We start from the raw sequence: 19,273 nt of genomic DNA, 5'->3' as shown, positions 1-19,273 counted from the left end.
CTGGGCTAGTCAATGCGCAGCAGCAGCCGAGGTTCCGGGCAAGCAGAAGCGCCGCTGGCGTCGTTCACGTTGTCGAGCGTTTTCATATCCCGAACCACGTGAAAATGATCGCGCATTGAATCGAGATCGATCAGTCGCACAAACGCAAAGGTGTCCTGATAGGCACGCATCCAGGGGATCATTGCTGAAGCTACGGCTTTTCGGCCTTCGGTCGTCACGACGAGCTGGCGTTTCCGTCGATCTCCTTCGTGGGCAATAGCGGCGACAAGACCGCGGCGGAACAACGGCGCCAGATTGGCCGAGAGACTTGATCGGTCCATTTCCAGTTGCGCTGCCATGTCGCCGAAAACGAGTGGTTCGCGCAGATGTAGCAAAGCGAGCATGCAGAACTGCGATGCGTTGACGTCCGTATGCCGCAGTGCTTCGTCGAAATGAGCCCCGAATGCGCGCATTGCGCGCTGGGCGAAAAAGTGATTGAGCGCGAGCGCGGAGATCTCTGCGATTGCGGGCATCGACGACTCGCAATTCTGACTTTCCATATCTGCGATTCCGGCCATCTTGCGACAAAAAGAGGACATCACGCGAGCCCGAATGTCTTCCTCAAGCTGGCGTCGACGGGGCCGGAGCGCATAAAGCGGCGCAATGTGCCAAACACGCGGCAACCTCGCCTCGCAAACTGTTCGTCGGTGGCGCGTCCGATACCCGACGACACGCCGGTCACAACGACGACCGTGGAATTCGACATGAACAACTCCGTTTGGTGAACTGATGGTTGTTTAACGCGCGTCGACTGCATCCTGCGTTATCGGTTCATAACGCGATGACAGGTGATCCCGGCTCTTGTGCGCACTCGCAGCGCTGCCGGGGCGGATCTTGAACCAGATCGCGAACATGGCCGGCAGAAATACGAGTGTGAGAATCGTCCCGGCGAACGTGCCGCCGATCAGCGTGTAAGCGAGGGTTCCCCAGAACACCGAATGCGTCAGCGGGATGAAGGCCAGGATCGCCGCCATCGCCGTGAGGATCACCGGGCGCGCGCGCTGCACAGTGGCTTCGACGACCGCATTGAACGGATCGAGTCCGGCATTTTCGTTCTGGTGAATCTGCCCGATCAGGATCAGTGTGTTGCGCATCAGGATGCCCGAGAGCGCAATGAGTCCGACCAGTGCGTTGATGCCGAACGGCTGCCCGAACAGGATCAATGTCGGCACTACGCCGATCAGGCCGAGTGGGCTCGTCATGAACACCATCACCATTGCGGAGATCGAACGCACCTGAAAGATGATGATGACCAGCGTGATAGCCAGCATGATCGGAAACAGCGGCAACATGGCGGTCGTGGCCTTGGCCGATTCCTCGATGGAGCCCGCCTGCTCGATGCGATAGCCGCTGGGAAGCTTCGCGATGATCGGCTGAAGCTGCGTGGTGATAGCCGTTGAGACGTCCGGTGGCTGGAGGTTGTCGGCAATGTCGCCGCGTACCGTGATTGTCGGCACACGGTCTCGCCAACGCGAGATCGGCTCCTCCATGCGTACATCGACTTTACCCACCTGCGACAGCGGAATACGCTGCCCGTTCGCGCCGGCCAGCGTGAAGTCGCCGAGCCGTGCAGGGTCGAGACGCACATCGCCGGCCGAACGGGCGATCACCTGCACGGTACGGATATCTTCACGCACCGCAGTGACAGGTGTGCCGGTGAGCAGGAACTGCAACTGTTGTGCGACGGCGCTGGACGTCAGTCCCACCGCCTGCAAGCGGTCCTGTTGCAAGACGAAATGCAACGCTGGTGAGCGCGTGCCCCAGTCGGTATTGACCGTGCGCATCATCGGACTTGCCTGCATCACCCGCTCAACTTCAGCCGCGATTCCACGCAGCTTGTCCGGGTCCGGACCGGTGACGCGATAGGCGACCGGGAACGGCGAATACGGCCCGAACACGAGTTGCGTGACGCGCACGCGTGCTTCGGGAACAAGACCGTCGGCGATGGCTCGACGCAGTCGCGCCTTCAATGCATCGCGTTCCTCCTGACTGTCCGTGCGGATCACGATTTTCGCGAACGATGGATCGGGCAGTTCCGGTCCCATGGCCAGGAAAAAGCGCGGCGCACCTTGCCCGACGTAAGCCGTGACGATCCTGGCTTCCTTCTGTCCGGACAACCATGCCTCCACCTTTTGCGAGGCGGCGCTGGTCTGTGAAATCGATGTGCCGTAGGGCATCTGCACTTCGACCAGCACTTCGGGACGGTCGGAGATCGGGAAGAACTGCTTCTTGACCACGCCCATGCCGAGGATGGCCAGGGCGAAGAGGGTAACGACCGAACCGGCGACCAGCCATTTGCGTGCGATGACGCGCGTGAGCACCTGACGGAAGCGGTTGTAGCGCGGCGTGTCATAGATTGCGTCGTGCCCGCCTTCGACCTTTTTGAAGTCGGGCAACATCTTCACGCCGAGATAGGGCGTGAAGACCACGGCCACGACCCACGATGCGATCAGTGCAATGCCGACGATCCAGAACATGTTGCTCGTGTATTCGCCTGCGGTGGACCTCGCGAAACCGTTGGGCATGAAGCCGACCGCCGTCACCAGCGTGCCCGACAGCATGGGTGCGGCAGTATGGCTCCAGGCATAGGCAGAGGCGGCCACACGGCTGTAGCCTTCCTCCATTTTCACCACCATCATTTCGATAGCGATGATCGCGTCGTCCACCAGCAGGCCCAACGCCAGGATCAGGGATCCCAGGGTGATGCGGTCGAAGTTCTTGCCGGTCGCGGCCATCACCACGAACACGACGGCCAGCGTCAACGGCACGGCGGCGGCAACCACGAGGCCCGCGCGCCAGCCCATGCTCACGAAGCTCACGAACATGACCACTAGCAGGGCGACGAAAAACTTGAGCATGAACTCGTCGACCGCCGAATGAATGTTGACGGCCTGATCGGTGACCTTCGTCAGACTCATGCCCAGCGGCAGCCCGCCGTTGATTGCGCTGACCTCGCTGTCCAGTGCCTTGCCGAGATCGAGCCCATTCCAGCCGTCGCGCATGACGATGCCGAGCAGCAGCGCGGGTTCGCCGTTGTTGCGGATCAGGAATGTCGCCGGATCTTCATAACCGCGCTCGACGGTGGCAATGTCCGACAGCTTCAGCGTGCGGCCCTGCACGACGACCGGCGTGTCGCGGATCTTCTGCAGGTTGTCGAAGGCGCCGTCGAGGCGAATGAACACTTCCGGACCTTTGGTCTCCACCGAGCCGGCCGGCGTCAGCGCGTTCTGGCCATTGAGCGCGGCGAACACGTCCTGAGGGCTGACGCCGAGCGTTGCCAGCCGGTCATGCGAGAACTGGACGTAGATGCGCTCGGCCTGCTCGCCAATGATGTTGACCTTCTTCACGCCCGGCACGTGAAGCAACCGCTGGCGCAGCGTCTCGCCATCGCGCACGAGCAGCCGTTGCGGTTCGCCCCGCGCCTTCAGTGCAAAAAGCGCAAACGTGACATCCGCGTATTCGTCGTTGACCATCGGGCCGATCACGCCAGCCGGAAGGTTGGCTGCCTCGTCGCCGATTTTTTTGCGGGCCTGGTAAAACTCCTCCTGCACTTCCGACGGAGGTGTGCTGTCGAGCAACGTCAGCGTTGTGAACGCCAGGCCGGGCCGCGTGTAGGTCTCGGTGCGGTCGTACCAGCGCAACTCCTGCATCCGCTTTTCGATTTTCTCGGCGACCTGATCGTGCATCTCCTGCGCGGTGGCCCCTGGCCATACACTGACGATGGTCATCACCTTGATGGTGAACGCCGGGTCTTCAGCGCGGCCCAGCTTGAAGAACGACAGGAGCCCGGCCAGCGATATCAGGCATATCAGGAACAGGGTGATGGAACGCTCGCGCACGGCGAGCGCCGAGAGATTGAATCGGCCTTCGCTCACGGACGTGCTCCTTCGTTCGCCATCGCGACGGCCTGGCCGGACACGCGCACCTGCTCGCCTTCGCGCAGCAAATGGGCACCGAGGGCAATGACGCGATCGCCTTGCTCCAACTTACCGGACACGCGCGCACTGTCGTCGCCCAGATGAAGGACCGTCACCGGCCGCCATGCAACCTTGGCCGGCTCGCCGTTGACGACCCACACGCCGGACCCTTTGCCCGCGTCGAGCACCGCGCCGATCGGCACCTGCATGCCGTCCTGGAGCGCCACACGTGCGTCCGGTATCTCGATCGTGACGGTCGCGCCTAGCGGCGCGTCGGCCAGCGCACCCTGCAACACGTAACGCGCTTCGAAGGTGCGGGTACGCGGATCTGCCGTATCCGAGAGCTGGCGCAGCGTGGCTGGCACGCTGGCGCCGCTGTCGCTGAACAGGGCCGCCTGGGCGACCGACCCGATGACGGGACGCAGAGTTTCCGGAAGCTGGATCACAGCCTCGCGGCGGCCCGCGTGGGCCAGTCGCAGCACGGGCTGTCCGGCGCTGACGACCTGGCCCGGTTCGGCCAGCGTTTCCATCACGACGCCATCGCCGTCTGCCACGAGATCGGCGTAGCCCGTCGCATTGCGCGCCACGTCGGCGTCAGCCTCGGCCGCGCTGAGCTGCGCCTTGGCTGCGTCGGCGGCCGCCTTGGCCTGGTCGTAGGCCGAAGCCGAAATCGCACCCGTGCCGCGCAGGTCTCGATACCGCGCCTCGTCCTGCGCGGTCTGCTGCGCTCGCGCCCGCGCAGCGGTGACCGCCTCCTGCCGGGCCTGTGCGGCCAGCTTGAGATCGATGGGGTCGAGGCGCATCAGCAGCTGGCCGCGCCTGACCGTTTGGCCGGCGTCCACCCGTCTCTCCAGCACCTTGCCGGAAACACGGAAACCCAAGTCGCTTTGGACGCGTGCCGCGACGGTCCCCGTGAATGAGCGGTACGCGGGCACGGCGCGCTGGACGATGGCGGTGCGCACCAGCGGCACCTCGGTGCGCGGATCGGGCGGTGCTTTTTCGCCGCAGGCCGCTAGCGCAAACGGCAGCGCACAGGCGAGTGCGGAAGTGGCGAGGCGACGCGAGAACATGAAAGTCCCATCGGTGAGGTGATGAAGGACTTCATTCTGGTTCTAGTGACCAATTAAGTCAAGAGTCACAGCTAGCGATCGCGTCAGGGCGACAGACTTCGCAGTACCAGACTGGACAGCTGTGCAGGCGCGACATCGGTGGTGTCGCGGTTGTGCTGCAGAAGCAACGGGTTGAGGTAAGGGCGCAATACCAGATAGATCGCCATTGCGGTTTCGTCCAATGGTGTCTTGCGCTCGAAGTCTCCGCTTTGCCTGCCTTCCTGCAGAATTTCCTGGAGCAACTGCTGAACACGCGCTTCATAGGCTTGCACGGCCTGCCAGTTTTCCGTGGCGGCCGACGCCGCGATGTCATAGAGCTTGCGGTCCCGGAAAAACAGCCTGAGGCTCGCATCGGTAAAGACCTCGAAGATCCGTCGTAACTTCTCAGGCGGCAGATCGGTCTCTGCGACGGCTGCACGCACCTCGCTTTCGATTTCGCGCAGGCAGTTGATGCAGATCATCTCGCCAATGGCCTGCTTGGACTCGAAGAACTTGTAGATATAGGCCTTGGAAAAACCGATTGCCTTGGCAAGGTCGGAGACCGTTGTTTTCTCGTAGCCATACCGGCTGAAGTGCTCGGTAGCGGCGGCAACGATCTGGTCCCGTACTTCGTGATCAGCCGGGCCGCGCGCGGGAACTGCGGAAGGCGTGGGAGTGTTTTTCATGGACTAAGCATACAGGAATGGACAACTAGTGACTATTTGGTATTATAGTCACAGTCAGAATCACGCAGAGACGCTCATGCTACCCAAACATCTCCTCGCCGCGCTCATTGCTGCCAGCCTGTCGGCGGGCTGCGCTGTCGGTCCCGACTATAGCCGGCCTGATGTAGCCATGCCGGACCATTTCCTGGGCCAGGCCGCGGTAGATCACCGCCAGGCAGCCGGGAGTGCAGACTTGATCACGTGGTGGACGGGTTTCGGCGATCCGCAACTCGCACGATTCATTACGCTCGCGCTGGAGCAGAACCTGGACCTCGCGCAAGCCGCCGCGCGCGTCTCGCAGGCGCGCGCGGGACTCGGGGCAGCGAATGCGGCGCTGCTGCCTTCTGGCAATGTCAGCGGCCAGGCGGCCCGGGTCTACCAGTCGGTTGAAACTCCGCTGGGACGTGTCCTGAATTCAACGCCCGGTTTCGATCGCTACGGCAACGACTACGAAGCCAATCTCAGCGCGAGCTGGGAACTGGATGTGTTTGGCGGCCTGCGCCGCGGGCGGGAAGCGGCACTTGCCGACTATCAGGCTTCAGAGGCGGGCGAAGCGGCCACGCGCCTGGCTGTGGCAGCGCAGACTGCCGACATCTACATCACGATTCGCGGATTGCAGGCTCGTCTGCAGGTGGCCCGCAAGCAGTTGCAGACGCAGCAGGATTTGCTCTCGACCATCAACCTTTTGTACGGAAAGGGGCTGGCGGCCGATCTTCAGGTGAGCCAGGCAGAAGGCGCGCTGGCGCAGGTGAAGGCATCGATCCCGGTGCTGGAGGCCGGTCTCGATGCGGCCATGAACGCGCTGGACGTGATGCTGGGTGCACAGCCCGGCACGCATCGGGCGGAACTCCTCGAAGGCGGCGATATTCCGGCCGCTCCGCGAATCGCAGACACCGGATCGCCAGGCGAGTTGCTCAGGCGTCGCCCCGATCTGATCGTGGCCGAGCGGCGCCTCGCTGCATCGAACGCGCGTATCGGCGTGGCAATCGCTGAGTATTACCCCAAGCTGTCGCTCAGTGGACTGATTGGGAGCGCCACCTCGGTGGCCAGCGGCAACCTGTTCAGTAGCGGCGCCAGTCAGGGCGCTGGCGTGCTGGGTCTGCGCTGGCGTCTGTTCGACTTCGGGCGCATCAATGCGCAGATCAATGCAGCCAAAGGACAGGACGCCGAGTTGCTCGCCGCATACCGGCTTGCCGCATTGCACGCAACGGAGGACGTCGAGAATTCTTTCTCTGCACTTGTGAAGCGCGAGGAGCAGGCCGCCGTTCTCGCGCAAGGTGTGAACTCGCTCGGCCGGGCGCGAGCCGCCTCGTTTGCGGCCTACCAAAAAGGTGTCGTCAGCCTGATCGAGGTCCTGCAGGCCGACGACAACCTGCTACGCGCGTCGGATGCGCGCGTGCAGGCGCAAACGGAATCGGCACGCGCAGCGGTTGCCGCGTTCAAGGCGCTCGGAGGAGGGTGGCAACCTACCGATCCGGGGGCCGTTGCAAGCCGATAGGACTACCGCTGCCAGCGGGCTGCAGTCGGCACTTCCGTTTGCAAAAGGCCCCCTTGAGCGCCGCGTTCTCGTGTTCCAGCTCACCGACACGCTGAAGCCGTGCATCCATATCAGCGATGCGAAAGCGCCTGCGCCGACTGAAGTAGATCCTCCAGCATCGACTGACGGCGGTCGGGATCTGTGTCGCGGCCCGTCATGAAGCACAGCGCCGCGATCGGTATGCCCGCGCGGTCGCGAACGGGCGCGGCCATGCAAAGCCGGAACGCGTTGGACAGGCCTTCCGTGCAGCAATAGCCACGTGCTTTCGCGTTCTGCACATCGCGCATGAATTCGTCGAAATCGATGCGCACGCCGTTGTCGAGCACGAAGTCATCTGCAGGAATGAGGGCGCGGATGGCGTCGGCGCTCATGTGACCGAGCAGCAGGCGTCCGGTCGCGGTCCATGGAATCGGCACACGCACGCCGATATCCGAGCTGATGTTGAACGGCCGCGCACTGTTCTCCGATAACACGACCGAGTACTTGTTCCCTTCGAGCATGCACAACTGCGTGGTCTCGTCGTACTTGCGAACGAGCGCGAGAATAGACTGATGCGCGCGGCTGATGAGGTCGTTGTGCGTCGCGTAGTCCGAGCCGTAGTAATGCATCTCGCGCCCGAAGAACACATTGCCGTCCGCCGATGTTTCGAGCCAGCCCACTTCGGTGAGAATGGCAACGAGTTCGTAGATGCTCGAACGCGGCGAGCTGGTCGCTTCGATTAGCTCGCGCATCGTCATGGGCCGCTGCGCCTGATGCAGCTTTCTGAAGATATCGATGACACGGTCCACGCCTCGCGCGCGCGACGATTCCGTTACTGCCATTCGTTCACCCTTCAATGATCGAGCACACGGCTGAGAAACTGCCGCGTGCGTTCGTTCGACGGGTTGACGAAGATCTGCTCCGGGTCGCCTTGCTCTGCAATTACGCCCTTGTCCATGAACAGGACGCGATCCGCCGTCTTGCGCGCAAAGCCCATTTCATGGGTCACGACGACCATCGTCATGCCGTCGCGCGCGAGGCCGCGCATCACTTCCGTCACTTCGCCGACGAGTTCGGGATCGAGTGCGGACGTGGCTTCATCGAAGAACATGATGCCGGGTTCGACCGCAAGTGCCCGCGCAATCGCGACACGCTGCTGCTGTCCGCCCGACAACTGGCTCGGATAATGCAATGCGCGATCCGCGAGACCCACGCGGTCGAGCGAATCCATTGCGCGTTTGCGGGCATCGGCGGGCGACATGCCGCGCGCCTTGATCAGCGCAAGGGTGACATTGCCGAGCGCGGTCTTATGCGGGAACAGGTTGAACTGCTGAAACACCATGCCGACGTGGCCGCGAATTTCTCGCGCGCGCTTCGGATCGTGCAGGGGCACTTCGTTGACCCACACTTCGCCGGAGTCCGCCGTCTCCAGTCCGGCCATGATGCGCAGCACCGTGCTCTTGCCCGAACCGGATGCGCCGATCAACACGAGTACTTCGCCTGCGCGCACGTCGAGATTGATGTCGTTGAGAACGCGCGTCGCGCCGAATGACTTGCTCACGCCCGACAGCGAAATGACGGGTTTGTTCTGAATGGAATCGCTCACGTGAGTCTCCGGCGGTCATGATGGCGCACCCATTGCGAAAGCGGGAAGCACACGACGAAATAGATCAGCGCGACGAGTCCGTAAATCTCGACCGGCTTGCCGACGCGATCCACGATCGCCTGGCCACCGTGCATCAGTTCGGACATGCCGATCATGCTGACGATCGACGTATCCTTGATGAGCGACAAATACTGCCCGACGAGCGGCGGCAACACGATGCGTCCGGTCTGCGGTAACACGACCGAAGTGAAGGTCTGTGTGCGCGATAAGCCGAGAATCTGCGAGACTTCCCACTGTCCCTTCGGCACTGACTCGATGCCCGCGCGAAAAACTTCCGCGATATACGCGCCCTGATACACGCTCAACCCGATCACGCCCGCGGCAAAGACATCGATTGCATAGCCGAAGTACGAGACGCCGAAGTAGATGAACATCAGCGTGATGAGTACGGGCGTACCGCGAAACAACTCCGTATAGAGCTTCGCGATCCGGTCCGTGCCCCACGGCCCGAACGAGCGCAACACCGCAGCGAGCAGGCCGATGAGCGTGCTCCCGACGATCGCCGCGATCGATAGGAGCAGCGTCGTCAGGAGACCTTGCAGCAGAATTGACAGACTGTTTTTCAGCAGTTCGAGTGACATGACTCAATCCCTCATGCACGGTTCGCACGACGCAGCGTGAATCCGGCCCAACGCGCACCCGGCCTCACGATGAGCGGCGGATGAAACATGCGTGCGCCGAGTTGACTGGCAATCCACGACAGCACATTGCTCAGCACCAGATACGCGACGAGCACGACCGCAAACGTCTGGACGTACAGGAGCGTGCGCGAATTGATCACGGTGGCGGTGCCGGTGAGTTCGGGCAACGCAATTGCCGACAACAGCGAAGTGCCGAGCAACAACTGAATCAGATAATTGACGATGGCCGGATACACCGCACGCGCTGCCTGCGGCATCACGATCTCCTTGAAGATCTGCCCGCGTTCCAGCCCAAGAATGCCGGCTGCTTCAATCTGTCCGCGCGGCACCGATTGCATGCCCGCGCGAAACACTTCCGACAGATACGCGCCCACGTTCACGCCCAGCGCGATGACACCGGCCCAATATGCATCGAGCGCAATGCCCATCGACGGCAAGCCGAAGAACACGATGAAAATCTGTAGCAGCACCGGCGTATTGCGAATGGCTTCGACGTAAGCTCTCGCGATGAACCGCACGATGGCCGACGGCGACATGCTGGCAAGCGCCGCGATCAGACCGAGCGCGAGCGCCAGCACGAACGACAGCAACGTGACCTGCAAGGTCAGCCAGCCGGCCTTCAGAAACTCGGGGACGTAGCCCCATAGCGTCAGCCATTGATAGCTCATCTGCGCCTCCGCCTCAGAACTGCGGATTGAGCGGATATCTCGGATCGACGCCGAACCACTTCTTGTACAACTGCGCATTCAGCTTCGATGCATTGATGTTGAACAGGAACAGGTTCAGATAGTTGAGCCACGCCTGGTCGCCGGCTTTCACGCCGAACGCGTTGTACTCGAGCGGCACGAGTGCTTCGTTCGTCACGGTCAGTTCCGGATCGAGCTTCGCCTGATACGCAAGGAAGTTGTTGTCCTCGATCATCGCATCGGCTTGGCCCTGCTTGACGGCGAGAATGGCCGCCTGCGAACTGTCGTATTCCTGAATCTTGACGGGGATGCCCATCGAGCGGACTTCGTCGCCGTTGGTCGAGCCTTTCACCGTGGCGATGGTGCGCCCGTTCATGTCCTTCGCCGACTGGATGCCGCTGCTCTTCTTCACGAGCATCGCTTCGCTCGCGACAACGTACGGCGACGTGAATTCGACGACCTTCGCCCGTTCGAGGTTGCGCGTGAAGTTGCAGAACACGACATCGACCTTGGCGGTCTGCAGGTTCGGGATGCGGTTCGCGCTAGTCGTGTTCACGACTTCGAGCTTCACGCCCATTTGCTTCGCCAGTTCCTTGGCAAGGTCGACGTCATAGCCGTCCGCATTGCCGTCTTTGTCGTAGAAGCCGAACGGCGCGAACGTGAGGCAGTCGCCGACGCGCAGCGTGCCGCGCTGAAGCACGGCTTGAAGCGTCGATGCAGGCGCCGCCGCCGCTGGACCCTGCTCGGGCGTCGCCACTTTCGTGCAGGCGGAGAGCGCGAGCAGTCCGCTCACAGCGGTTGCGGCAAACAGCAAGGCGGCCTTGGCGCCCTTGGTGGCGAGCTTCATGTTCAGGTCCTGATCGAGGGGTTGGTCTGAGAACCGCTCCCAGCGTGGCCTCGCGTTCGCGACATTTACCGTCGAAGCACTAGGTCGTCCGATATACCGGACAGTTATCTGGCGAGCCGGATTGATGGCCCAGTGTTGGACGCTAAAAAGGGCCGCGCAAGCGGCCCGAACCCTTATTGCTTCTGGAATTTTGTCGGGCTAGCTAACCATCGCGTTCGCGTGATCGTCTAGGGAGCCTGACGATTTTTTGCGCGGCCGACGATGCGTTGCGCAGCGCGGGCCGACAACGACACGGTTTCCTTCTGCGACCGGATTCTTTCGAGAACTCGCCGCGGTGCTAATTCCTTCATCGCTGGTCCCAAGGTGGCTCGTCGCCGAACGCTTCTGCCAGATAATCGACAAAGCGGCGCACTTTCTCCGGTATGCGCCGCGCGCTCGGGTACACCGCCTGGATTGCAAGTTCAGCAGCATGATATTTCGGTAAGAGCGCGACCAGTTCGCCCCGGCGGATATGCTCGCCAAACACAAACGTGGGGCCATACGCGATTCCAGTTCCTGCAACTGCGGTGGCGAGCAGCATTTGAGTGTTGTTGGCAGCCATTCTGCAAGGACCATCGATCAAATGCGCGCGTTTCTTTGCGTCGAACAAAGTCCAGTCACCTGTCGACACAGCTTCGCTGAATGCAAGGCGCTGCGCGCGACGAAGATCATCGGGTGTCCGCGGCGTTCCGTGTCGCTTCAGGTAGGCAGGCGAAGCGCACACGACCATTTTGCAAGGCGCGAGACGCCGCACCACGAGACCCTCGTCGCGCAGGCGTCCAATACGGATCGCCACGTCAACGCCGGCATCGATCAGATCGATATAACGATCTTCAAGCTGTATTTCCACATTCACTTCGGGATGATCGTCCAGATAGCGTCCGACGACCGCACCCAAATGCATCGCGCCAAAAGTGACGGGAGCCGCAACGCGCAGCACGCCTCGCGCAGCGACCTGTGAGTCACTTGCTTCGCGGTTTGCTTCGTCGAAAGACTCCAGAATGCGCTTACAGCGTTCGTAGTATCTCTGCCCCGTATCGGTAAGACTCAGGCGGCGCGTTGTGCGATGAAACAGCCGCGCGTTCAGTTCCGTCTCCAGCGCACTGACATGCTTTCCCGCCATGGCTGCCGATAGTCCGAAACGTCTCGCGGCTGCGGCGAAGCTGCCGTCCTCCACGGCGGCAACGAAAACACCAAGACTGGTCAATCGGTCCATTCGCCATCCCAATTCGATAATCACGTTATCGACTGTACGTACGGAACACGGAATTATCAAGCTACGGGTTTGAATCTACGATTTGTACATTCCGAAACAGAGAGAGGCTCGAAATGGACATCGAAACGAACGGCACGCGAATTCATGTGTCGCTGCGTGGCAGTGGCAACGTGGCGCTGGTTTTCCTGCATTACTACGGCGGCTCATCCCGGACATGGGATCGGGTTGCTGACGAATTGTCGGATCACTACCGTGTCGTCGCGCCTGATCACCGCGGCTGGGGCCGTTCCTCTGCACCAGCAACCGGTTACCGGATCGCAGACCTTGCCGACGACGCCGAGGGTGTGATTGCAGCGTTAGGTCTGCAGCGTTATGTGTTGGTCGGACATTCGATGGGCGGCAAGGTAGCGCAACTCATCGCGTCCAGACGGCCAGCCGGGCTGATAGGTCTGGTCCTCGTTGCGCCGTCGCCTCCGTCTCCGACTTTGCTTACCGAAGAGGCGCGTGCAACTTTGGCAGGCGCGTATCAATCCCGTGAGTCAGTCGAGTTTGTAATCGATCACGTGCTCACGTCCAGGACGATTGATGAGGAACTCCGGGCACAGGTGATTGACGATAGCCTGAGAGGCGCGCCGCAGGCCAAGGCGGCATGGCCCAACGTCGCCATGAGCGAAGACATTACAAAAGAAGTCGCGTCGATCAACGTGCCGACGGTTGTCATTTCGGGCGAGCTTGACCAGGTCGATCGCATCGCAACATTGCAGGCTGAACTGCTCACTCGCATCCCTCATGCGGCCATGCAGGTTATCCCCGAAACCGGGCATTTGTCGCCTCTGGAAGCTCCGAAAGAGGTAGCGCAAATCATTGCCGGTTTCGTTAAGGCAGTCGTAGATGAGCTTGTCGTGTGACCGTGTCGACGACGATTGACGGGAACAGCATCATGACGACCACGAAGGCGTCGGCGCTCGGGGTCTTTCCCTCGCAGCAGGAATAGGAGCTATTCCCCGCCCGCTACTTCCGCGTGAGGTCGCGCGAGCGGAGGATACGTATCAACCAATGCACGAAATCATTGGCTCTCATGCAGCAGTACCTTTCGGCCGTCCAGGCGAGAGGATCGCTTCCAAACCTATCTGTTGAGGAAAACCATGACCCAAGCTCTGAAAGGCAAACTCGCCCTCGTTACGGGCGCTTCGCGCGGAATCGGCGCAGCCATTGCGGCACGTCTTGCGCATGACGGCGCATCGGTGATCGTTCACTATGCGTCAAGTCAGGCGCGGGCCGAAGCGGTCGTCAAGGAGATCCGCGATGCCGGCGGCGAGGCTCAAGCTGTGGGCGCCAACCTGTCGGAGCCGGAAGGCGTCAAAACACTGATCGATTCGTTGAACGGTGCGTTCGGTGGCCGCTTTGAGGGGCGGCTCGACATCCTCGTGAATAACGCAGGCACGGTCGAGTATGGACCGTTTCTCGAGTCTTCCGAAACGTCGTACGACACGCACTTCAACCTGAATGTTCGTGCGCCGATTGAGCTGGCAAAAGACGCGGCGGCACGAATGGCGGCGGCGGGCTGGGGACGCATTATCAACGTGGGCTCGGCCTTTGGCGAAGCCGCGCCGCTACCTGGCGTGACGCTCTACATAGCGTCGAAGTTCGCTCTCAGAGGCTTCACTCGCGGGTTGTCCCGCGAAGTCGGCAAATACGGCGTGACCGTGAACGCGGTGCAGCCTGGTCCGATCGACACAGAACTTGCTCCGCAGCCCGGCACTGAAGATCACGCAACCATGACGAAGCTCGCAAGCGTGGGCCGTTTCGGCAAGCCGGCGGAAATCGCGGCGGCCGTAGCTTATCTTGCCAGCCCGGAAGCAGGCTATACGACCGGCGAGAGCCTGACTGTGGACGGTGGATGGATTGCCTGAAGCGGGCTGCCAAGCTGAGTGCTATCCGAATGCCGCGTGCATTTCGGAAAGCGTCGAACGGGTAAGAGTGCCAACGCGTGCTGACTGAAAGCGCGTGAAAAGAGCCCGCCGGGCGGAGTGGCCGGCGGGCTCCGAGATCCGAACCTCGGTGACAAGTCCCGAGAATTCGGAAGGATAACGAACTACAATGGCTGGACCAACCGCCTGGTCTTGCCACTGCGCTTCCCTTGTATGAAGCTGTCAGACACTGCAGTGCATCCGTCATGCGATCCGGGATTACGACTCCCAATCCGTGGACTCACGCCTTGGCAAGCTGCAGGCCGCCGAAATTCTGGATCGTGGGGATCTCGACTTTCGTGTACGTGTCAGTCTGCGTGACGGGTGCCACTACGACGCCCGGGCTGGCGAAGCCGCCGCCATAGGCAACATTGGCGTTGCCGAAGTTGTAGTTGCTGCCGCCGCGTACAGCGGACAAGGCCTTGGCGGACAGTTCTTCGGTATGGGCGATATCTTTGATGGTCAGTGAGGTCATGGTAGGTCTCCTGGGGCTGTTTCAGTTTCGGTTTAACGAGTGTGGTTCGACGTGCAAGCGGGGAGAGCGCACCTCGACGGGATCGAACGGCATCCGCTGTCAGCGCGACTCTCCGCGGCGCTTAACTTACGCCTTGGCAAACTGCAGGCCGCCGAAGTTCTGGATCGTCGGGATCTCGACTTTCGTGTACGTGTCCGTCTGCGTGACGGGTGCGACCACGACGCCCGGGCTGGCGAAGCCGCCACCGTAGGCAAGGTTGAGGTTTCCTGCGTTGTAGTTGCTGCCGCCGCGTACAGCGGACAGAGCCTTGGCGGAAAGTTCTTCGGTGTGGGCGATGTCTTTGATGGTCAGTGAGCTCATGGTAAATCTCCTGTGAGGGTCTTCGGTCTGGATGGAAGAGCACTATTTGTCGCGCTCACAGGAGTATTTGCATAGGGTGTGCCAACGTGAACCTGCTGAGCTGCCAACACTCGCATAAGTATCTGAATATAAAGGAAAAATAAATCGCCCGCGAGGTATTTAATGCGGTTGCGGGTCGCGAGGCAGCAAAAGGTGTCGTGGGATAGCAAACACGTTTTGGCTGAGTGTCTGCCTTGAGTGAACGGCTGCCCATTCAAGCGCATTGTTTGAATGACGGGGACTCGTCAGCCCCGACGGCACACAAGGGACAATTGCATTTGCCGATCGTGTCGAAGGACGACGTTCCCGAGCCGCACGCCAGCGCAACCGACGCTCCCGCAATCCCGCACCGCGCGAGCGCATCCGCAACAAACCCCGACGCCTTCATGTCCTCGGCGAAGTCACGCAGCGCTAATACCGCCGTTGCTTCAGAGGCTTCTTCGGTGCGCTCACGTTCGGACTGTTCGAGCAGATGCAAGCGCTGCCTCGCGTGTTCGATAGCGCTCGCGATGCTGCATCGACCGGTATGAAACATCGATGACGTATGCGGCCGTCCGACGACCGCATACGTCATCGTATCGTCAAGCAGATTGAGGAGGATCACCTGATCAAGGGCGCACGCGGTCGCCGACCACGAGCGGCGCTCCTTCCGGGCTCTGTAGCGAATGGGCAAAGCTTTCCGAATCCGCCCGACGGCGATCGGCAAAATGCCTTAAAGTGCTATCGCGCCATCGGTAAGTAAAAAAGACATGAAAAATATCATTGCCCCATTACCGGCTGAATTCGATATTCACCCGCTGCGAGTGGAGTTTCGAAACAAAGATGTCGAACGGAATTTCCAGGCTCATCACTTGCCACGCAATCAGGCAACATTGCGTACGACGCTTGTTTTTTGTTCCTTCTTCTACCTGGCGTTCGCTCTGACCGATGCCAGTGTTCTCGGTTATACGAGCGAGACGCTGCTGTTGTTTTTCGCCCGGATGTTCGTTGCGGTCACCGCGATGACCGGGCTGTATCTGGCGCGCACGCGGCCGGCATCGAGTGCAGTGCTTCAGCTCGCCGCAACTGCCGCTGAGATCGTCGGGATGGGTACGTTCATGCTCATCGTGCAGCATCGGCCCGGCGAGATACCTTGGCATGCGATGTCCTTCAGCATCATGCTGATCGTTGTCTATGTCTTCATTCCGAACCGGCTGATCGTCTCGCAGACCATTGCCTTTTCCGCGACGGCGCTCTTCATCATCGTCGTCTCGAGCATGTTGACGCTCAGGTTCTCCGACATGCTGACCATGTCCATGTTGCTTCTGCTGACAAACAGCTTCGGGCTGGTGGCGGCGCGCCGTTACCATCGACTGTGGCGGGATGAATATCGCGTGAGAGCGCTTTTGACTGATCAGGCAATGAAGGACCATCTGACCGGGTGCTATAACCGGCGCCATTTGCATGGTGTTCTTCTTCCGACTGAACTCAAGCGGGCACAGCGCCACAGGCTTTCGTTCGCCGTCATCCTGTGCGACATCGACCACTTCAAATCCATCAACGACACGTTCGGCCACCTGTGCGGAGACGCTGTTTTACAGAATTGCTCTGCGGTCCTCCACAACTGTGTTCGTCGGCAGGTCGATTGCGTCGTTCGCTACGGTGGCGAGGAGTTCTTGCTGTTGCTGCCTGAAATGGACAAGACGGACGCGGTGCGTCTTGCCGAGCGCTTGAGGCTTTCTTGCGCGCAAACGCCGATCGAAGTTGGCGGACAGAGCGTTGCAGTCACGGCGAGCTTCGGGGTACTGGCGGTGGATCTCACATCCGGTGACGCAGATGTCACAGAAGAAGCCATCATCGCTGCTGCGGACAAGCTGCTATATCGTGCGAAGACGGAAGGGCGGAACAACATTCAGGCGGATAGTTGCTTGACGGGATGGGCAGGCGTCCGGTTTAGAGGGTGCTTCTATCGCTCACGGATGGGCGGCATCGGACCCAGCTACGGCCAAACACCGCACCGAGGGGCAGGAGTCGGCAACATCTCGCGCCAGTCGATCACGAAGCCGGCTCCCTGCAACAGCTACGCGTCCATCCAGCTGACATGTGCGCTCACCACGCGCCATCCCTCCTGCGTTCTGATCCAGGTCTGGCTCTGCCTGCCGACACGCGGCTCGTTATCGCGCCGAAACTCGATGTTGGCGACCGCAAACGAATCGCCATACGTAGTGACGACACGCGCCACGACAGTCCGCGCTAGCCCCTTGCCGGGGCGCGCGGCGCGAAATGCACGGATCGCGTCGTACCCGTACAGGTTTTCCGTCGCGCCGTATCGGAGCGTGTGCGGCGAATCGAAGAACAGCGTGTCGAGCATGGCGACGTCATTGGTGACGAGAGCCTGCTCATAGATGTCGAAGGCCGCGTTGACTTCGGCGAGCACGTCGGGCCTGTTGATGTCGTTCATCGCTGCGCTCCCGCATGGGCGGCCAACTCGCTGAACGGCGGCGGAGGAGACACGGCAAGCTGTGCGGCTTCGAGACGCCGCGCCGCTTCGAAAGCGAGATCTTCGCGCCAGGGCGCGGCGATCAGTTGCACGCCGACAGGCAGTCCGCCGCGGGTTCGCATGGGGGCCGCAACGACAGGCAAGCCCAGACATGAAACAGGCTGCGTCAGCATGCCCAGATTGGGCCTCACCGCGAGCCGCTCGCCGTTGACCTCCATGAACTCGTCGCCGATGCGTGGCGCAACGACAGGCGTGGCCGGCGCGATCAACACGTCATAACGCTCGAAGAGTTCGAGCACACGGCGCCGCAACGCCGCGCGCACGCGCTGCGCCTGCACGATCCACGCGGCGGGCAGCAGCGCACCCGCGATCAGCCGATCGCGCGATAACGGCTCGCGAGCGCCATAGTGCGTGCGCAGGTTTTCCATGTGCAGTTGACCGCCTTCAGCGGCAGTGATCAGAAACGCTGCACCGCGTGCTGCGTCGGCGTCCGGATACTCGACGGTGTGCGTGGCCGACAGCGCATTCGCGGCGGCGTGCGAGGCTTCGCGCGCATCATCGTTTGCGTAGGTGTCGAAATAGCCGCCGAGACGCGCAACGCGTAGCGGGCCCGGACGGGTGTCCACGGATTCGAAGCCGCGCTGCGCACAGGCCGGGTCGAGCGCGTCCGTGCCTTGCAGCGCATCGTAGACGGCCGCGAGGTCGTCCACGGTGCGCGCGAAAGCGCCCATGTGATCGAGGCTCGCGACGAACGGCCATGTGCCGTGCCGCGACAGGCGACCATAGGTAGGTTTGACGCCGAACACGCCGCACAGCGAAGCCGGCACGCGCACTGAGCCGTTTGTGTCGGTGCCGAGCGTGAGCGGCACGAACCCTGCCGCGACGGCCGCCGCGCTGCCGCCCGACGAGCCGCCCGCCGTGCGCGTCAGGTCGTGCGGATTGCGGCACGGTCCAGCGTGATGGTTCTCGGTCGTGAAGCCGTATGCGAACTCGTCCATATTGAGCGCGCCGACGAGGATCGCCCCCTGCGCGCAAAGGCGTTCGACGAGAGTCGCATCTGCCGCGGCGGGCGGTGCGCCGGCCAGCACGCGCGAACCGGCAAGCGTCGTCACCCCCGAGATGTCGAACAGATTCTTCGCCGCAAACGGAACGCCTGCCAGCGGCGGCAAGTTGTGGCCGCTGGCGCGGCGGGCATCGAGCGCGTCGGCTTCGGCGAGTGCGCGTTCACGCGTGACGGTGGTGAATGCGTTGACCTGCGTGTCGTAGGCGTCGATACGCGCAAGCGTCGCTTCGATCAACTCGCGTGCGCTGAACGCACCTTGGGCGTACGCCCGCGCAATGGAGAGGGCGCTTTCCGCGCCGCTGCTAGAGGGTGTCATGGGCGATATACCGGAGCGGGTTCGTCATTCGTGTCGACGGGATAGGCAAGGACAGGTGCTGCAAGCTGCGCGATGCGCGCGAACTGGGCTTTCACCTGCGCGGCGGCTTCGGCGGGAAGCACCGGGAAATGCAGTGCGAGCGCGGCGTCGACGTAGCGCTCGAGTGCGGTGTCGAAAGAAGAGGACATGAC

Annotated in this window: 19 protein-coding genes and 3 pseudogenes; 4 read left to right on the top strand and 18 right to left on the bottom strand. The window is 61.6% G+C overall.

The window, feature by feature from the left end:
• Window positions 1-5: 5 nt before the first annotated feature.
• The 5 genes and pseudogenes from SB753_RS02695 to SB753_RS02675 form a co-directional block, all read right to left on the bottom strand.
• Window positions 6-539, bottom strand: a complete 534-nt coding sequence (locus SB753_RS02695) for a MarR family winged helix-turn-helix transcriptional regulator (protein ID WP_410798834.1) — start codon at window positions 537-539, stop codon at window positions 6-8.
• 74 nt (window positions 540-613) lie between these two features.
• Window positions 614-745: pseudogene (locus tag SB753_RS02690) on the bottom strand (short-chain dehydrogenase/reductase); the annotation flags it as partial.
• Window positions 746-776: 31 nt separating this feature from the next.
• A complete protein-coding gene (locus SB753_RS02685; RefSeq protein WP_410798833.1) occupies window positions 777-3,914 on the bottom strand; it encodes an efflux RND transporter permease subunit in 3,138 nt (1,045 codons plus the stop codon).
• Complete coding sequence (locus tag SB753_RS02680; protein ID WP_410798831.1) at window positions 3,911-5,026, bottom strand: efflux RND transporter periplasmic adaptor subunit; 1,116 nt, start codon at window positions 5,024-5,026, stop codon at window positions 3,911-3,913. The genes SB753_RS02685 and SB753_RS02680 overlap by 4 nt, the downstream gene beginning before the upstream one ends.
• Before the next feature lie 83 nt (window positions 5,027-5,109).
• Window positions 5,110-5,730, bottom strand: a complete 621-nt coding sequence (locus SB753_RS02675) for a TetR/AcrR family transcriptional regulator (RefSeq protein ID WP_410798829.1) — start codon at window positions 5,728-5,730, stop codon at window positions 5,110-5,112.
• Window positions 5,731-5,806: 76 nt separating this feature from the next.
• On the opposite strand from SB753_RS02675, the gene SB753_RS02670 reads away from it, so the two are divergent.
• Window positions 5,807-7,267, top strand: a complete 1,461-nt coding sequence (locus SB753_RS02670; RefSeq protein ID WP_410798828.1) for an efflux transporter outer membrane subunit — start codon at window positions 5,807-5,809, stop codon at window positions 7,265-7,267.
• A 110-nt stretch (window positions 7,268-7,377) separates the two neighbouring features.
• On the opposite strand, the gene SB753_RS02665 is transcribed toward SB753_RS02670, so the two are convergent.
• The 6 genes from SB753_RS02665 to SB753_RS02640 form a co-directional block, all read right to left on the bottom strand.
• Complete coding sequence (locus SB753_RS02665) at window positions 7,378-8,127, bottom strand: IclR family transcriptional regulator (RefSeq protein WP_410798826.1); 750 nt, start codon at window positions 8,125-8,127, stop codon at window positions 7,378-7,380.
• Between the two features lie 11 nt (window positions 8,128-8,138).
• Entirely contained in the window at window positions 8,139-8,891 is a 753-nt protein-coding gene (locus SB753_RS02660) for an amino acid ABC transporter ATP-binding protein (protein ID WP_410798825.1), read from the bottom strand.
• Window positions 8,888-9,532: an amino acid ABC transporter permease gene (locus SB753_RS02655; protein WP_410798823.1), complete on the bottom strand. Its 645-nt coding sequence runs from the start codon at window positions 9,530-9,532 to the stop codon at window positions 8,888-8,890. Before SB753_RS02655 ends, SB753_RS02660 begins: the two co-directional genes overlap by 4 nt.
• Window positions 9,533-9,543: 11 nt before the next feature.
• On the bottom strand, window positions 9,544-10,260 hold the full coding sequence (locus tag SB753_RS02650) for an amino acid ABC transporter permease (RefSeq protein WP_087751210.1): 717 nt from the start codon (window positions 10,258-10,260) through the stop codon (window positions 9,544-9,546).
• 13 nt (window positions 10,261-10,273) lie between these two features.
• A complete protein-coding gene (locus SB753_RS02645) occupies window positions 10,274-11,125 on the bottom strand; it encodes a transporter substrate-binding domain-containing protein (RefSeq protein ID WP_020070852.1) in 852 nt (283 codons plus the stop codon).
• A 346-nt stretch (window positions 11,126-11,471) separates the two neighbouring features.
• A complete protein-coding gene (locus tag SB753_RS02640) occupies window positions 11,472-12,380 on the bottom strand; it encodes a LysR family transcriptional regulator (protein WP_410798821.1) in 909 nt (302 codons plus the stop codon).
• Window positions 12,381-12,493: 113 nt separating this feature from the next.
• Here SB753_RS02640 and SB753_RS02635 point away from each other — a divergent pair, with 113 nt between their 5' ends.
• Both SB753_RS02635 and SB753_RS02630 read left to right on the top strand, forming a co-directional pair.
• A complete protein-coding gene (locus SB753_RS02635; RefSeq protein WP_410798819.1) occupies window positions 12,494-13,288 on the top strand; it encodes an alpha/beta fold hydrolase in 795 nt (264 codons plus the stop codon).
• Window positions 13,289-13,525: 237 nt separating this feature from the next.
• On the top strand, window positions 13,526-14,293 hold the full coding sequence (locus SB753_RS02630) for an SDR family NAD(P)-dependent oxidoreductase (RefSeq protein ID WP_410798817.1): 768 nt from the start codon (window positions 13,526-13,528) through the stop codon (window positions 14,291-14,293).
• 298 nt (window positions 14,294-14,591) lie between these two features.
• Here SB753_RS02630 and SB753_RS02625 read toward each other — a convergent pair whose 3' ends face one another.
• From SB753_RS02625 to SB753_RS02610, 4 genes and pseudogenes are all read right to left on the bottom strand, one after another.
• Window positions 14,592-14,825 (bottom strand): hypothetical protein, encoded by a 234-nt coding sequence (locus SB753_RS02625; RefSeq protein ID WP_020070439.1) that lies wholly within the window; start codon window positions 14,823-14,825, stop codon window positions 14,592-14,594.
• 126 nt (window positions 14,826-14,951) lie between these two features.
• Window positions 14,952-15,185 carry a hypothetical protein gene (locus SB753_RS02620; RefSeq protein ID WP_087754404.1) on the bottom strand — a complete coding sequence of 78 codons (234 nt, stop codon included), beginning with the start codon at window positions 15,183-15,185 and terminating at the stop codon, window positions 14,952-14,954.
• Between the two features lie 253 nt (window positions 15,186-15,438).
• Window positions 15,439-15,645 (bottom strand): annotated as a pseudogene (locus SB753_RS02615) (hypothetical protein); the annotation flags it as partial.
• A 349-nt stretch (window positions 15,646-15,994) separates the two neighbouring features.
• The gene (locus SB753_RS02610; protein ID WP_410798815.1) at window positions 15,995-16,780 is read right to left on the bottom strand and encodes a hypothetical protein; all 786 of its coding nucleotides are present in this window, start codon (window positions 16,778-16,780) and stop codon (window positions 15,995-15,997) included.
• Between SB753_RS02610 and SB753_RS02605 the strand changes: the two are divergent.
• Window positions 16,664-17,062, top strand: a pseudogene (locus tag SB753_RS02605) (GGDEF domain-containing protein); the annotation flags it as partial. The gene SB753_RS02610 and the pseudogene SB753_RS02605 overlap by 117 nt on opposite strands.
• 221 nt (window positions 17,063-17,283) lie before the next feature.
• On the opposite strand, the gene hpxZ reads toward SB753_RS02605, so the two are convergent.
• Genes hpxZ through SB753_RS02590 form a run of 3 tightly spaced genes read right to left on the bottom strand, consistent with a single transcriptional unit; the run spans window position 17,284 to window position 19,270 of the window.
• A complete protein-coding gene (gene hpxZ, locus SB753_RS02600) occupies window positions 17,284-17,664 on the bottom strand; it encodes an oxalurate catabolism protein HpxZ (RefSeq protein WP_088173771.1) in 381 nt (126 codons plus the stop codon).
• Window positions 17,661-19,082, bottom strand: a complete 1,422-nt coding sequence (locus SB753_RS02595) for an AtzE family amidohydrolase (protein WP_410798813.1) — start codon at window positions 19,080-19,082, stop codon at window positions 17,661-17,663. The genes hpxZ and SB753_RS02595 overlap by 4 nt, the downstream gene beginning before the upstream one ends.
• Window positions 19,079-19,270: a DUF4089 domain-containing protein gene (locus SB753_RS02590; RefSeq protein WP_087754915.1), complete on the bottom strand. Its 192-nt coding sequence runs from the start codon at window positions 19,268-19,270 to the stop codon at window positions 19,079-19,081. Before SB753_RS02590 ends, SB753_RS02595 begins: the two co-directional genes overlap by 4 nt.
• Window positions 19,271-19,273 lie beyond the last annotated feature (3 nt).

The sequence above is a fragment of the Paraburkholderia sp. SIMBA_053 genome (assembly GCF_046534895.1).
GTDB classification, from domain to species: domain Bacteria; phylum Pseudomonadota; class Gammaproteobacteria; order Burkholderiales; family Burkholderiaceae; genus Paraburkholderia; species Paraburkholderia caledonica.
Note: the sequence above shows the minus strand (reverse complement) of the source record. Positions and strands in the feature narration are given on the sequence as shown.